Below are 14,675 nucleotides of genomic sequence, written 5' to 3' on the forward strand. Positions count from 1 at the left end.
GAAACATCTTCTTTTACGCCTGCGCGCCACAGGATGATTTTCGGCACCGGCTCATCTTTAAATCCTTCAACCAGCACGACATCCACCAAAGCCGGGTCCATATGGCTGACCAGATAATGCAAATCGAGCGCAGCGCCTTGCGGCGTCTCGCACATCAGCGCCCAGCGCTGCGAGCTGGCGACAATAACCTGATCGGCGCCCGCTTTTCGCAGCAGGTAGCTGTCTTTACCCGGCGTATCGATCTCCATCTGATGATGCGTATGTTTTATCAGCCCAGGCCGGATGCCTCTCGCTTTCAGTTGCGGGATCACCTGCTGCAACAGCGTGGTTTTTCCGGTTCCGCTCCAGGCGGCAATAGCCAGTAAGGGCAGCATCATTCAGCGTTCTCCTGGAGATCTTCAGGCGTATTGACGTTGCGGAAAGGGGCTTCATTCTGACTTACCTGCACCGCATGTCCGCCCTGCTCACGTAAAAACTGCATCAGACGTCGCTCCCCGCGCTGCAGATAATCAGCCAGCGGCTCGGCCAGGCTGCGGTGCAATAACGCCAGCGCAGGGTGATCGCGCTCGGCCGAACGCGCCCAGACTGCTGGCGCCTTTTCTCTCTGTCGCCATAGCTGATCTACGTAATCTACGGGCACAAATGGCGTATCGCAGGAACAGAAGGCGACCCATTCCGTTTCCGCGGCGAGGAGGCTGCTCAGCATGCCTGCAAGCGGCCCTGGATAATCGGGCAGAGTATCAGGGATAACCGTACAGCCGCTCATCTGATACCGATCAAGGTTACGATTGGCGCTTATCATGACAATGTCAACTTGCGGCCTGAGCCGTTGAAGAACATGCTGATAAAGCGGGATGCCGTTAAACAGCACCAAACCTTTATCCTGACCGCCCATGCGACGCCCTTGTCCGCCGGCCAGAATAACGCCGGTTAATGCTGTCATGCCGATACCCCTGTTTAAAGGCTTATAACAAACCTGTTATGAGGAAAAATAGATGAAATATCATCGCCTGAATGAACTGCTTGAGCTGTTACGGCCTGCATGGCAGCAGGAACCCGATCTTAACCTTATGCAATTTTTACAAAAACTGGCGCAGGAATCTGGTTTCAGTGGCCCATTAAGTGAATTAACCGATGACATATTGATTTACCATCTGAAAATGCGTGACGCAGACAAGTATGCGGAAATTCCGGGCCGACAAAAAGATTATGAAACGGATTTTAAAACCGCACTGCTGCGCGCTCGCGGTGTGATTAAGGACGACAACTAATGCTATGCTTGCCGGCTCCTTGCAAAGACAGTAACGGGTAACATCATGGATGCCGCTTTTAACTTCCAGACGCTTAATCCTGACGCCATCCTTGATGCGCTGTGGGAGACAGGTCTTAGGGTTGAGTCTGGTTTAACGCCGCTCAACAGCTATGAAAATCGGGTTTATCAGTTCAGTGATGAAGACCGGCATCGCTACGTCGTGAAGTTTTATCGCCCGCAGCGCTGGAGCGCGGCACAAATTGAAGAAGAACATCGTTTTACGCACGATCTGCAAACTGACGAAGTGCCGGTTGCCGCGCCCCTTGTTCTGCAAGGAAAAACGCTTCACACCCATGCCGGCTTCTTGTTCACCGTTTTTCCCAGCCTTGGCGGTCGTCAGTATGAAACGGACAATGATGAGCATCTGGAGTGGGTAGGCCGTTTTCTGGGGCGCATACATCAGACCGGACGCAAACAACGTTTTGAGCAGCGTCCTACTATGGATTTAGAGGAGTACCTGCATCAGCCGCGCGCTGAGCTGGCGAGCAACGCTCTGGTGCCCGCCTCTCTGAAGGTCGCTCTGTTACAGGCTGTCGATAAGCTTGGCGTCGCCTTGCAGCAGCGCTGGCATCACAGCTGGCAGCCGCTGCGTCTGCATGGCGATTGTCATCCGGGCAATATCCTGTGGCGCGACGGGCCGTTATTCGTCGATCTCGACGATGCGCGTAACGGGCCAGCAGTGCAGGATCTCTGGATGTTGATCAACGGCGATCGTCAGGAGCAGCGTATCCAGTGGGATATTTTGCTGGAGGCTTATACTGAATTCAGTGATTTTGATATTAATGAATTGTCACTGATTGAGCCTTTACGCGCTATGCGCATGGTTTATTATCTGGCCTGGGTTGCGCGCCGCTGGCAGGATCCAGCTTTCCCCCGTGCTTTTCCATGGATGACGGACGAGGATTTCTGGCGCAGACAGATTTCGCAATTTACCGAGCAGGAGAAGTTGTTGCAGGAACCGCCGCTACAGCTGACCCCGCAATTTTAAATAGAGAAGTCAGGAGAATTTTTCACAATGAAGAAAATATGGTTTGCACTGGTTGGTTTAGTGCTGGCGTTTAGCGCTTCTGCTGCCCAGTTTACCGATGGCCAGCAATACGTCAGCCTGCCGAAGCCTGTTGCTGGCGAACCGCAGGTGATGGAGTTCTTCTCCTTCTTTTGCCCGCACTGCTATCAGTTCGAGCGTATTTATCACATCAGCGATGCCGTGAAAAAGAATCTGCCCGCTGATACTAAAGTCGTTAAATATCACGTCGACTTCCTGGGCGGCGATTTCGGTCCGGTAGTCACCCACGCATGGGCGGTTGCGATGGCGCTGGGCGTCGAGGATAAAGTGACTGCGCCTCTCTTCGATGGCATTCAGAAAACCCAAACCATCAGTGATGCAGATAGCCTGAAGGCGGCCTTTATTAACGCGGCAGGTATCTCTTCTCAGGAGTATGATGCTGCTTGGAACAGCTTTGCCGTAAAAGCGCTGGTTGCGCAGCAGGAAAAAGCGGCGTCAGATGTCGATCTGCGTGGCGTACCGGCAATGTTCGTTAACGGTAAATATATGGTCAATAATGGCGGTCTCGACACCAGCTCTATGGATAACTTTGTCGCGGAATATGCCAACGTCGTGAAGTTCCTGGTCAGCCAGAAATAACCCGCGTACTTTCCGTCTGAAAACGCCGACATTGTCGGCGTTTTTTTATGGCCGAAATTATTTAGCAAAATAGTCCATTCGCACCCTTCTAAATTTAATATCCACATAAGCCACTACCTGTGTAGAAAGGCTTACCCTGTCACGGTAATAAAATAGTACATTGATTTTTCTGCAATTAATAAATGTTAGCGGCATTTTATATCGCAGAGCCTAAAGCGTTATGATTTTTGCGCACAAAGTTATCCACAGAAAGATCCTTGCGATCCGCGCCGTAAAACCGTGAAAAAATCGTGGCGTAGACGCCCTGCGTTCAACATTCTGCTCAAGCTGTGGCATCCTTATAGTCCAATCCATGGCAACGAAGATTACACAGACTTATGGCGCAAATTGCAGAAAACCCCCTGATTCTGGTTGATGGCTCATCCTACCTTTACCGCGCTTACCATGCGTTTCCGCCGCTCACTAACAGCGCAGGAGAGCCTACCGGCGCGATGTATGGTGTGCTCAACATGCTGAAAAGTCTGCTGACGCAATACAATCCAAGCCACGTTGCCGTGGTATTTGATGCCAAAGGCAAAACTTTCAGGGATGAATTGTTCGAACACTACAAGTCACATCGCCCGCCAATGCCGGACGATCTGCGCGCGCAAACGGCGCCTTTGCACGAGATGGTAAAAGCGATGGGCTTGCCGCTGCTGGCGGTAAGCGGCGTTGAGGCGGACGACGTGATCGGTACGCTGGCGCTGCAGGCGGAGAAAGAGGGCCGCCCTGTGCTTATCAGCACTGGCGATAAGGATATGGCGCAGCTGGTCACGCCGAACATTACCTTAATCAATACCATGACCAACACCATTCTCGGCCCTGAAGAGGTAGAGCAAAAATATGGCGTACCCCCAGCGCTGATCATCGACTTCCTGGCGATGATGGGCGACAGCTCGGATAACATTCCTGGCGTACCGGGCGTTGGGGAAAAAACCGCGCAGGCGCTGCTGCAGGGGTTAGGTGGCATGCGCTCTATTTACGATAACCTTGATAAGGTCGCCGAGCTCTCTTTCCGCGGCGCGAAAACCATGGCGGCGAAGCTGGAGCAGAACCGCGAAGTGGCATTCCTCTCTTATCAGCTTGCCACCATCAAAACCGACGTCGAGCTGGAGCTTACCTGTAGCGAACTGACGGTTGCCGAACCGGACGTCGCGGCTCTGCAGGAGCTGTTCGGTCGTTACGAATTTAAACGCTGGCTGGCCGATCTGCAGGACGGCAAATGGCTACAGGGGAAAAAGAGCAATCTGAAAGCCCAGCAGACGCTGCCTGACGAAGGAACCGCGAAGCCAGAGGCGACCAGCGTGCTCGCTTCAGACGGCTACGTCACTATTCTCGATCAGGCGACCTTCGATGCCTGGCTGGAGAAGCTGAAACAGAGCGATCTCTTCGCGTTTGATCTGGAAACCGACTCGCTCGATACGCTCAGCGCCAACATCGTCGGCATCGCGCTGGCCGTCGCGCCGGGAGAGGCCGCCTATTTGCCGGTCGGCCACGATTATCTTGATGCACCGGATCAGCTGGATCGCCTTGAGGTGCTGGCGCAGCTCAAACCGATTCTGGAAGATAGCAAAGCCCTGAAAGTAGGTCAGAACCTGAAGTACGATCGCGGCGTCCTGAAAAATTACGATATCGAACTGGGCGGCATTAAGTTCGATACCATGCTGGAATCCTACATTCTTAACAGCGTGGTGGGTAAGCACGATATGGACAGCCTGTCGGCCCGCTGGCTGAATCATAAGACCGTGACTTTTGAAGAGATCGCCGGCAAGGGCAAAAACCAGCTGACTTTCAATCAAATCGCGCTGGAACAGGCGGCGCACTACGCGGCGGAAGATGCTGACGTCACGCTCCAGCTGCACCTGAAAATGTGGGCGGAGCTGGAGAAAGAGGCGGGTCCGAGGAAAATTTTCGAAGAGATTGAAATGCCGCTGGTGACGGTGATTTCACGCGTCGAGCGTAACGGCGTGCTGATCGATCAGGGCATTCTGGCGCAGCACTCAAAAGAGCTGATGCACAGGCTGGCGGAGCTGGAGCAGAAAGCGCATGAGCTGGCGGGCGAGCCTTTTAATCTTTCGTCCACTAAGCAGCTACAGACGATTCTGTTTGAAAAGCAGGGCATCAAACCGACCAAAAAAACGCCTGGCGGCGCGCCTTCTACCAGCGAAGAGGTGCTGGCGGAACTGGCCCTCGATTACCCGCTACCGAAAGTCATTCTTGAGCATCGCGGCCTGTCGAAGCTTAAATCGACCTATACCGACAAGCTGCCGCAGATGATCAACCCGCTGACCGGCCGCGTACATACCTCCTACCATCAGGCGGTAACCGCAACCGGGCGTCTCTCCTCTACCGATCCTAACCTGCAAAACATTCCTGTGCGCAATGATGAAGGGCGCCGCATCCGTCAGGCCTTTATCGCAGGGAAAGGTAACCGCATCGTGGCGGCGGACTACTCGCAGATTGAGCTGCGTATCATGGCGCACCTGTCGCAGGACAAAGGCCTGCTGGACGCTTTCGCCCACGGCGAAGATATTCACCGCGCCACCGCAGCAGAGGTATTTGGCGTTGCGCTCGACAAAGTGAGCGGCGAGCAGCGCCGCAGCGCGAAGGCGATTAACTTCGGCCTGATATATGGCATGAGCGCCTTCGGTCTGTCGCGTCAGCTTAATATCGGTGCGGGCGAAGCGAAAAGGTATATGGATCTCTACTTTGAACGCTATCCCGGCGTGCTGCGTTATATGGAAAACACGCGCCAGCTGGCGGCCAGCAAAGGCTATGTCGAAACCCTGGATGGACGCCGCCTCTGGCTGCCGGATATCAATTCCAGCAATGCTATTCGCCGTAAAGCCGCCGAGCGCGCGGCTATCAACGCACCTATGCAGGGCACAGCGGCGGATATCATCAAGCGCGCAATGATTGCGGTCGACGACTGGCTGCAACAGCAAAACGATGACGCGGTAAGGATGATCATGCAGGTGCACGATGAACTGGTGTTCGAAGTGCAGAGCGATGCAGTCGAGTCCGCAAGCCAGCAGATCCGTAAGCTGATGGAGGGCAGTATGAAGCTTGATGTCCCGTTGCAGGTAGAGATCGGCGTCGGAGAAAACTGGGACGAGGCACACTGATTAATGTTGCTCAGGCCGGGGAAGGATACTGCTCTCCGGTCAGCTCGGCCTATAAGAAAATAGTCTGTTTAACCGATTCAGCCTGAAAGAGAAATTGCGCGTTTTCTAACTACTTATCGGTTAAGCATTTTTTTGGTAATTAAACTACAGTCAGAGGCTATTTTTGTGATGAACGCATGAAAAATCATGTCGTTTGATGAAAACTAACTACAAAAAAGCCTTTGTACGTCAGAAAAAATCAGGTAAAGTTCGAGGCGTAGGGTACAGAGGTAAGATGTTCTATCTTTCAGACCTTTTACTTCACGTAATCGGATTTGGCTGAATATTAGCCGCCCCAGTCATTATATGACTGGGGCGTTTTTTATTGGGCTTTGCTCAGCGCAGCGAGCGACATCACTCACTTTCTACGCGTCAGCCGACGTATCCTGCGCAGGCGCTAATTCGTTAAACCAGACATCCAGCTTCTGGCGCAGCTTATCGACGCCCATCTTTTTCAGAGAAGAGAACATCTCCACCTGCACGTCGCCCATAAAGGCCAGCGAGGCTTCGCGTACCATATTGAGCTGCGCTTTGCGCGCGCCAGAGGCGAGCTTATCTGCTTTCGTCAGCAGCACCAGTACCGGAATCTGGCTCTCTACCGCCCACTCAATCATCTGCTGGTCGAGATCTTTTAACGGGTGACGAATATCCATCAGCACCACCAGGCCTTTCAGCGCTTCGCGTTTTTGCAAATATTCACCAAGCGCGCGCTGCCATTTACGCTTCATCTCTTCCGGCACTTCGGCATAGCCGTAACCCGGCAAATCCACCAGGCGTTTGCCGTCGGCGACTTCAAACAGGTTGATCAGCTGCGTGCGCCCAGGGGTTTTACTGGTGCGCGCCAGGCTTTTTTGGTTGGTCAGCGTATTCAGCGCGCTGGATTTACCCGCGTTCGAACGCCCGGCAAAGGCGACCTCAATACCGGTATCGGCAGGTAAATGGCGGATATCGGGGGCGCTGAGGATAAAATGGGTAACGTGATAATTCAGTGCAGACAAAATTTAACTCCAGAGACGAATACGGGCATTGGCGCTGATTATACGCGTTATGGCGCAAAAGTGCCCGACAGCATCGGTCGTCAGAATTTTGTAAGACATTTGCCATAAATGTTGCCCGTTATAACCTGTTTTAATGAAAAACCTGAAAAATAAAAATATTAAAAATCATGTAATTAGCAATATATGGCTGTTTAAATGCGCAAATCAGTCCGTGACTGGGTTGTGGCTTCCGCAGGTTGGTCTACATTATTGGGCAGTGCAGGGCAGCACCCATCAGGAAGATGTGCTCAGGAGCGTTGGGATGACCGCGAGCAGGGGAAGGGAAACGGTCAGGGATTACGGGCCGGAAAAGGACAGGGAGTAGCTCAGGAGTTGAGCAGGCGCGGGATCAACCGGGACGTTGCGAGCCAAAATGGATTAAAAATATGATTCCTTCTGCGGAAGGTGTGAAATAAGGCGACAGCTTCAGGCTGTCGCCTTTTTTCTTTGTCCGCTTTCTGCTAGATTTCGCCGCAATTCTGTACCTTCCGTTATCAGACGAGCTTGTGAAGAGGATACGTACTTTCAGGTACGCATCGCTGACAAAAGAGCCGCGTCAAGAGTGAGGGGTATATACTGATACTGATTAAAAACGTTGAGACCGAACATCATGAAGCAACCTGTACGCGGCGCGCACGGTAAACCGGCAAGCAAAACAAAACGCAAATCGCGTGAAGAACTCAATCAGGTCGCGCGCGATCGCAAGCGCGACAAAAAGCATCGCGGCAATGCCTCGGGCAGCCGCGCCAATCCTGAAATCAGCGCGGGAAAATCTGGCCAGGGCAATAAAGCCAAAGACCCGCGTATCGGCAGTAAAAAACCGATTCCGCTGGTGGCGGATGGCGCAACGGTCAGCGCACCGGTAAAAAAAGCGGCGAAGCCGGTCGCGCCAAAAGTGCGCCTCAGTCCGGAAGAGGAACTGGCGCAGCTGGAGAACAGCGAGCGTCTGGATGCGCTGCTGGATCGCATGGAAAATGGCGACACGCTGTCGGCGGAAGAGCAGGCATGGCTTGATGAAACCCTGGATCGCATTGACGAACTGATGGAGCAGCTCGGCATCAACATGGATGACGAGGCGGAAGACGAGCAGGCCGAAGAAGATATGTATCGCCTGCTAAAAGGCAACTGAGTTTTTGATCGGCATGCGCTCCGGCGCATGCCGCGCCAGACAGGTAAATCGTTATGTTTTGGCCTGGATCAATTTTAGCGCTGCTGCTGACATGTTATCTCCTGCTGTTATTGGCTAAACTACGGCGCCTGTCGCGTCTGAAGTCACGTTTACGTCGGGTTCAGTCCCGCCCACCTTTCCTCTCTTCTGCATCGCGACCTTCTCTCAGACGTCACCGGAAGGAGTAAGCATGTCTTTGCAACCCGTCTCCTGGGATCAGCGGCTTATTGAAAAGTACAACTACGCTGGCCCGCGCTATACCTCTTATCCCACTGCGCTTGAGTTCAGCGACAGCTACGGCGAAACGGATTTTCAGCGCGCCGTGGAACGCTATCCTGAGCGGCCGCTGTCGCTCTATGTTCATATCCCGTTCTGCCATAAGCTCTGCTACTTCTGCGGCTGCAATAAGATCGTGACGCGCCAGCTGCATAAGGCCGACCGCTATCTGGACGCGCTGGCGCAGGAGATCCACCATCGTGCGCCGCTGTTCCGCGATCGGCGCGTCACGCAGCTGCACTGGGGCGGCGGCACGCCGACCTTTCTCAACCGTGAGCAGCTCTCCCGGCTGGTGGCTTTGCTGAGAACACACTTTAACCTGGCCCACGATCTTGAAATGTCGATTGAGGTCGATCCACGCGAAATCGAGCCTGACACAATCTCGCATCTGCGCCAGCTCGGCTTTAACCGGCTGAGCATGGGCGTGCAGGATTTCAATAAAGCGGTGCAGGAACGCGTTAATCGCGTACAGGATGAAGAGGCGATTTTTGCCCTCATGGCGCGCGCGCGCGAACAGGGCTTTCACTCCACCAGCATCGATCTTATCTACGGTTTGCCGCTGCAAACGCCGGAGAGCTTCGCCTATACGCTACAGCGCGTGATTGCACTTAATCCGGATCGGATGAGCGTGTTCAACTATGCGCACCTGCCCGCGCTGTTTGCGGCGCAGCGTAAAATCAAAGAGCAGGAGCTGCCGTCGGCGCAGCAGAAGCTGGAGATCCTGCAGCAGACCATCGCTACGCTGACCCGGCAGGGCTATGACTTTATCGGCATGGATCACTTTGCGAAGCCGCAGGATGAGCTGGCGCAGGCGCAGCGCGCAGGGCTGCTGCATCGCAATTTCCAGGGTTACACCACCCAGGGCGACAGCGATCTGCTGGGCCTCGGCGTTTCCGCCATCAGCATGATCGGCGACAGCTACGCGCAGAATGAGAAAGAGCTTAACCGCTGGTATGACGCGGTGGCGACGCGCGGAGAGGCGCTCTGGCGCGGCGTGGCGCTCAGCAGGGATGATTGCCTGCGTCGCGACGTTATCAAAAGGCTGATTTGTAACTTCTCGCTCGATTTCCGCGCCATTGAAGCGCAGTACGCGATTCGTTTCTGCGACTACTTTGCTGAAGATTTAGCGCTGCTACAGCCGCTGGCAGAGGATGGGCTGGTGGAGCGGCGCGCCAGCGGTTTGCAGGTCACTGGCGCAGGCCGTTTGCTGATCCGCAACATCTGTATGTGCTTTGACGTTTATCTGCGGCAGAAGGCGCGCCAGCAGCAGTTTTCACGCGTGATTTAAGGCGAGCATATGCCTGCGCGGATGACGAGGCGATGACAGAGATGCGCCCCGTCATCCGCTTGCAGCACTGCGATCAGTTAAACAGGTTGACCATAATGGCGCACAGTACGGCCGCGACAGCAGCCTGCGGCGAATGGCCGGCAGCGCTGCCGATAACGGCGACATTGTGCGAAATCATGTGAAGAAAGGATTCTAACATCGTTCATCTCCCGATAGCCGCCCGTATAATACTGAACGGCATCGGTGTGTAAAGCGGGACAAGGCGAAAAAGCGTACAAAAAGTTGCTCGTTCGCCCGCGCCGTTACTCCATGCCCAGCTCTTTCAGTTTGCGAGTGAGGGTGTTGCGTCCCCAGCCCAGCAGTCGTGCTGCTTCCTGCTTGTGCCCTTGGGTATGGCGCAGCGCAGTCGTCAACAGCGTGCGCTCCATTTCCGGTTGCGCTTCAGAGAGCAGGTTTTGATGACCGGAACGCAGCGCGCGGTCGGCCCACTGCGCCAGCAGCGTCGCCCAGCTGTCCGGCAGCGACTGCACCGGGCTTTCCGGCGTGCTGGACTCGAACAGCTCAGGAGGCAGATCCTGAATCAGCACTTCCTGACCGGCCGCCATCACCGTCAGCCAGCGGCAGGTATTCTCCAGCTGGCGCACATTGCCTGACCAGTGCAGACGCGTCAGCGCCGCTTCGGTTTCCGGATGAAGGATTTTCGCCTCAACGCCCAGTTCGCGCGCCGCCACCTGCAGGAAATAACGCGCCAGGCGGGGAATATCCTCACGGCGTTCACGCAGCGGCGGCAGATGAACGCGGATCACGTTCAGGCGATGGAAGAGATCCTCGCGAAACTTGCCTTCCTGCACCCGCAGCTCCAGGTTCTGGTGCGTGGCCGCAATAATACGCACGTCGACTTTTACTGGCGCATAGCCGCCGACGCGGTAAAACTGCCCGTCGGCCAGTACGCGCAACAGACGCGTCTGGACATCGAGCGGCATATCACCGATCTCGTCCAGGAACAGCGTGCCGCCGTCCGCCTGCTCGAAACGGCCCTGACGAATCTGGTTTGCGCCGGTAAAGGCCCCTTTTTCATGGCCGAACAGCTCAGATTCGATCAGATCTTTCGGGATAGCCGCCATATTCAGCGCGATAAAGGGTGCTTTGGCGCGCGGGCTGTGACGATGAAGTGCATGTGCGACCAGCTCTTTACCGGTGCCTGATTCGCCGTTGATCAGCACGCTGATCGACGAGCGCGACAAACGCCCAATAATGCGGAAAACGTCCTGCATCGCCGGCGCTTCGCCGATGATATCAGTAGTCGGGCCGCTGACTGGCTGGTTGCGCGGCTGCTGCTGCTCCTGATAGTGACTGATAGCGCGCTCAACCAGCGCCACGGCTTCATCAATATCAAAGGGCTTCGGCAGATAATCGAACGCGCCTTGCTGATAAGCGCTTACCGCCGCATCCAGGTCGGAGTGCGCTGTCATAATGATGACCGGCAGCATTGGATGACGCTGTTTAATCTGTTTCAGCAGCGCCAGCCCATCCATGCCCGGCATGCGAATATCTGACAGTAAAACGTCTGGGGTTTTGGTCGAGAGCGCATCCAGCACTTCACTGGCGCTGTCGAACGTGGCACAGCTTAACCCGGCTCCAGTAAGCGCGCGTTCAAGCACCCAGCGGATGGAGCTATCGTCATCGACGATCCAGACTATCCCTCGTTGCATAGAAACCTCACTGGCGTATAGGCAGGTAAACCGAAAATTCGGTGTGTCCAGGCCAACTGTTAAATTCAATTTTTCCTGAATGCTGATCAATCAGGCTACGGGCGATAGAGAGACCGAGGCCGGTGCCGCCTTCGCGTCCACTCACCATTGGGTAGAACAGCGTATCCTGCAGCTGGGCCGGAATACCCGGGCCGTCATCCTCAACGTCGATGCGCGCTGCCAGCCGGTAGCGCGTGCCGTGAAGCGTGAGTTGAAAGGCGGTGCGGGTGCGTAAAATAATGGTGCCGCCATCTTTGCCCAGCGCCTGCAGCGCGTTGCGCACCACGTTCAGCAACACCTGCTCAATCTGATCGGGATCGTGTGGCAGTTCTGGCAGGCTGGGATCGTAATCGCGCACCAGCGCGATATTTTCCGGCAGCTCCATCGACACCAGATTCACCACGCGCTCCGCTACCTGATGAATACTCTGCGTAATATGCATGCCAGGCTGCTGCGGGCCGAGCAGTCGGTCGACCAGGTTACGCAGACGATCGGCCTGCTCGATAATGACTTTGGTGTATTCGTTTAGCGACGGATCGGGCAGCGCGCGTGATAACAGCTGCGCCGCGCCGCGTAGTCCGCCGAGCGGGTTTTTAATTTCATGCGCAAGCCCGCGCACAAGATCGCGCGCCGCGACCTGCTGTGCATGCTGAAGCTGCTCCTGGCTGAGGCGGCGCTGGTTATCCATCGGCGCCATCTCCAGCAGAATAAAGCTGTCCGGCAGCCTTTGCGCCGTCAGCGCCATCACATGCGCGCGGCCATCGACCACCAGGGTCACTTCGCTGTCGGTAAAGCCCTGGCCAGCCTCCAGACTCTCGCGCATTACTTCGATATTCAGCGAAAAGTAACCTGTCAGATCGGGCAACGGTGTGCCGAACAGTTTGCGTGAGCTTTGCGCCAGTAACTGCTGCGCCGCCGGATTGGCGTAGTGAATGACCAGTTCGTCGTCCACCAGCAGGATACTGTTTATCAGAGAGTTGAGAATTTGCCCCGCATCGGGCAGGGAGCCAGTTGCCATACAGCGTTCCTCTGCACTAATTCAGTGCATTATACTCTTCCGCGCCTGTTTCCAGACGGCTGAACGATGATTTCGCGGCGAAAAAAGCCCATCCGGAGATGGGCTAAAGTTTCCACGGCAACAAAAACCTTCTGCGCTTGCGCGTCGCCGCTGCGTTAGCAGCCTCGGGATCTTTCCTGTTGCCGCCAGGAGCGGCAACGCGACCTGTGCAGAATAAAGATTAAACGCTGTAGTACAGTTCGAACTCAACCGGGTGCGGCGTCATGCGAACGCGGTCGTTCTCAACTTTACGCAGTTCGATATAGGCATCGATGGCATCGTCGGTGAATACGCCGCCGCGGGTCAGGAACTCGCGATCTTCGTTCAGCGCGTTCAGCGCTTCTTCCAGCGAACCTGCAACTTTTGGAATCTCCGCTTCTTCTTCCGGCGGCAGATCGTACAGGTTTTTATCCATCGCATCGCCCGGGTGGATCTTATTGATCACGCCGTCGAGGCCAGCCATCAGCAGCGCGGTGAACGCCAGGTACGGGTTAGCAGCCGGATCCGGGAAGCGCGCTTCGATACGACGCGCTTTCGGGCTGGCAACAACCGGGATACGGATAGAGGCGGAGCGGTTACGGGCAGAGTAAGCCAGCATAACCGGCGCTTCATAGCCAGGCACCAGACGCTTATAGGAGTTGGTGGTCGGGTTCGCCAGGGCGTTGATCGCTTTTGCGTGCTTAATGATACCGCCGATGTAGAACAGCGCGGTTTCAGACAGGCCGCCGTATTTGTCGCCTGCGAACAGGTTTACGCCGCCTTTAGAGAGCGACATATGGCAGTGCATGCCAGAACCGTTATCGCCGAACATCGGCTTCGGCATAAAGGTCGCGGTTTTGCCGTAGGCGTGTGCGACGTTATGCACGACATATTTGTAGATCTGAATTTCGTCCGCTTTTTTGGTCATGGTGTTGAAGCGGGTTGCCACTTCGTTCTGACCTGCGGTCGCCACTTCGTGGTGGTGCGCTTCAACAACCAGGCCCATCTGTTCCATGGTCAGACACATGGCGGAGCGGATGTCCTGCGAAGAGTCGACCGGTGGAACCGGGAAATAGCCGCCTTTCAGGCCAGGACGGTGGCCTTTGTTGCCGCCTTCGTACTCTTTGCCGGTGTTCCAGGCCGCTTCGATATCATCGATAGCGACATGCGAGCCGGAGGTAGAAGAGCCGAAACGAATGTCGTCGAACAGGAAGAATTCCGGCTCCGGTCCAAAGAGTACGGTGTCGGCGATGCCGGAAGAGCGCAGATATTCTTCAGCGCGCTTGGCGATGGAACGCGGGTCGCGATCGTAGCCCTGCATTGTGCCTGGCTCGAGGATGTCACAACGGATGATCAGCGTCGGGTCTTCGAAGAACGGGTCCAGAACCGCAGTCGTTGCGTCCGGCATCAGCACCATGTCTGATTCGTTAATGCCTTTCCAGCCGCCGATAGAGGAGCCATCAAACATTTTGCCTTCTTCGAAAAAGTCAGCGTTAACCTGGTGAGCAGGGATAGTAACGTGCTGTTCTTTACCTTTGGTATCGGTAAAACGCAGGTCAACAAACTTAACTTCGTGCTCGTTCATCATCGAGAGAACGTGTTCAGCGGACATACTCAACTCTCCTGGAAAGGGTCATTATCATCGTGGTGAGTGGCAGCGTCGTCTGAATTCCAGTGTGTCTGACCGCCATTCCCAACCAGCCGATCTCGGCAAGCTCTGCAACTGTCGTGCAACTGCTGTTTTCGCTTAAAAAAGATAAAGCGAATTTTATGCCAACTTTTTTCAAAGCGACTAAATCGGGCCTGTGCGCACTCTTTTGTCGCCAGAGAGATGCACCAGCCTGACTTTTTTGCACCAAAAGCGTGCTTTACCAGCAAATTTAAGCACCAATATGGTGCAATATTCCAACTTAGTGCATTAAGTGCACCGCTGCCAGCGCAAATTTCCGTCAGTGCAAT

Annotated in this window: 13 protein-coding genes; 6 read left to right on the forward strand and 7 right to left on the reverse strand. The window is 55.0% G+C overall.

Annotated features, from left to right (window positions below):
* Together mobB and mobA are read right to left on the reverse strand one after the other, a co-directional pair.
* Positions 1 to 374, reverse strand: a 374-nt coding sequence (mobB, locus tag B3797_RS07320; protein ID WP_311790755.1) for a molybdopterin-guanine dinucleotide biosynthesis protein MobB, incomplete at its 3' end; no start/stop codon positions are given.
* Positions 374 to 943 (reverse strand): molybdenum cofactor guanylyltransferase MobA, encoded by a 570-nt coding sequence (gene mobA, locus B3797_RS07325; protein WP_311784145.1) that lies wholly within the window; start codon positions 941 to 943, stop codon positions 374 to 376. The genes mobA and mobB, both read right to left, overlap by 1 nt.
* 52 nt (positions 944 to 995) lie before the next feature.
* On the opposite strand from mobA, the gene B3797_RS07330 reads away from it, so the two are divergent.
* The 4 genes from B3797_RS07330 (at position 996) to polA (ending at position 6,121) form a co-directional block, all read left to right on the forward strand.
* Complete coding sequence (locus tag B3797_RS07330) at positions 996 to 1,271, forward strand: YihD family protein (protein WP_311784146.1); 276 nt, start codon at positions 996 to 998, stop codon at positions 1,269 to 1,271.
* Between the two features lie 42 nt (positions 1,272 to 1,313).
* Positions 1,314 to 2,300 (forward strand): serine/threonine protein kinase, encoded by a 987-nt coding sequence (locus tag B3797_RS07335; RefSeq protein WP_311784291.1) that lies wholly within the window; start codon positions 1,314 to 1,316, stop codon positions 2,298 to 2,300.
* Positions 2,301 to 2,327: 27 nt separating this feature from the next.
* Entirely contained in the window at positions 2,328 to 2,957 is a 630-nt protein-coding gene (gene dsbA, locus B3797_RS07340) for a thiol:disulfide interchange protein DsbA (RefSeq protein ID WP_271152503.1), read from the forward strand.
* A 377-nt stretch (positions 2,958 to 3,334) separates the two neighbouring features.
* The gene (polA, locus tag B3797_RS07345) at positions 3,335 to 6,121 is read left to right on the forward strand and encodes a DNA polymerase I (RefSeq protein ID WP_311790756.1); all 2,787 of its coding nucleotides are present in this window, start codon (positions 3,335 to 3,337) and stop codon (positions 6,119 to 6,121) included.
* 404 nt (positions 6,122 to 6,525) lie between these two features.
* Here the strand turns inward: polA and yihA are convergent, their stop codons facing one another.
* Complete coding sequence (gene yihA / locus B3797_RS07350) at positions 6,526 to 7,158, reverse strand: ribosome biogenesis GTP-binding protein YihA/YsxC (protein WP_311784149.1); 633 nt, start codon at positions 7,156 to 7,158, stop codon at positions 6,526 to 6,528.
* A gap of 649 nt (positions 7,159 to 7,807) precedes the next feature.
* Here yihA and yihI point away from each other — a divergent pair.
* Both yihI and hemN read left to right on the forward strand, forming a co-directional pair.
* A complete protein-coding gene (gene yihI, locus B3797_RS07355) occupies positions 7,808 to 8,326 on the forward strand; it encodes a Der GTPase-activating protein YihI (RefSeq protein ID WP_311790757.1) in 519 nt (172 codons plus the stop codon).
* A gap of 229 nt (positions 8,327 to 8,555) precedes the next feature.
* Positions 8,556 to 9,929 carry an oxygen-independent coproporphyrinogen III oxidase gene (gene hemN / locus B3797_RS07360; protein WP_311790758.1) on the forward strand — a complete coding sequence of 458 codons (1,374 nt, stop codon included), beginning with the start codon at positions 8,556 to 8,558 and terminating at the stop codon, positions 9,927 to 9,929.
* Positions 9,930 to 10,002: 73 nt separating this feature from the next.
* Here the strand turns inward: hemN and B3797_RS07365 are convergent, their stop codons facing one another.
* From B3797_RS07365 to glnA, 4 genes are all read right to left on the reverse strand, one after another.
* Positions 10,003 to 10,128 carry a YshB family small membrane protein gene (locus B3797_RS07365; RefSeq protein WP_147402120.1) on the reverse strand — a complete coding sequence of 42 codons (126 nt, stop codon included), beginning with the start codon at positions 10,126 to 10,128 and terminating at the stop codon, positions 10,003 to 10,005.
* Between the two features lie 103 nt (positions 10,129 to 10,231).
* Entirely contained in the window at positions 10,232 to 11,641 is a 1,410-nt protein-coding gene (gene glnG, locus B3797_RS07370; protein WP_311790759.1) for a nitrogen regulation protein NR(I), read from the reverse strand.
* A gap of 7 nt (positions 11,642 to 11,648) precedes the next feature.
* Entirely contained in the window at positions 11,649 to 12,698 is a 1,050-nt protein-coding gene (glnL, locus tag B3797_RS07375) for a nitrogen regulation protein NR(II) (protein WP_311784153.1), read from the reverse strand.
* A gap of 220 nt (positions 12,699 to 12,918) precedes the next feature.
* The gene (glnA, locus tag B3797_RS07380; protein ID WP_120458138.1) at positions 12,919 to 14,328 is read right to left on the reverse strand and encodes a glutamate--ammonia ligase; all 1,410 of its coding nucleotides are present in this window, start codon (positions 14,326 to 14,328) and stop codon (positions 12,919 to 12,921) included.
* Between the last annotated feature and the right edge of the window lie 347 nt (positions 14,329 to 14,675).

The organism is Pantoea sp. UBA5923 (assembly GCF_002431095.1).
Lineage (GTDB): Bacteria > Pseudomonadota > Gammaproteobacteria > Enterobacterales > Enterobacteriaceae > Pantoea > Pantoea piersonii.

Coding starts and splice junctions, on each gene's coding strand:
- mobA (WP_311784145.1), bottom strand. CDS start 943: ATGACAGCATTAACCGGCGTTATTCTGGCCGGCGGACAAGGGCGTCGC.
- B3797_RS07330 (WP_311784146.1), top strand. CDS start 996: ATGAAATATCATCGCCTGAATGAACTGCTTGAGCTGTTACGGCCTGCA.
- dsbA (WP_271152503.1), top strand. CDS start 2,328: ATGAAGAAAATATGGTTTGCACTGGTTGGTTTAGTGCTGGCGTTTAGC.
- polA (WP_311790756.1), top strand. CDS start 3,335: ATGGCGCAAATTGCAGAAAACCCCCTGATTCTGGTTGATGGCTCATCC.
- yihI (WP_311790757.1), top strand. CDS start 7,808: ATGAAGCAACCTGTACGCGGCGCGCACGGTAAACCGGCAAGCAAAACA.
- hemN (WP_311790758.1), top strand. CDS start 8,556: ATGTCTTTGCAACCCGTCTCCTGGGATCAGCGGCTTATTGAAAAGTAC.
- B3797_RS07365 (WP_147402120.1), bottom strand. CDS start 10,128: ATGTTAGAATCCTTTCTTCACATGATTTCGCACAATGTCGCCGTTATC.
- glnG (WP_311790759.1), bottom strand. CDS start 11,641: ATGCAACGAGGGATAGTCTGGATCGTCGATGACGATAGCTCCATCCGC.
- glnL (WP_311784153.1), bottom strand. CDS start 12,698: ATGGCAACTGGCTCCCTGCCCGATGCGGGGCAAATTCTCAACTCTCTG.
- glnA (WP_120458138.1), bottom strand. CDS start 14,328: ATGTCCGCTGAACACGTTCTCTCGATGATGAACGAGCACGAAGTTAAG.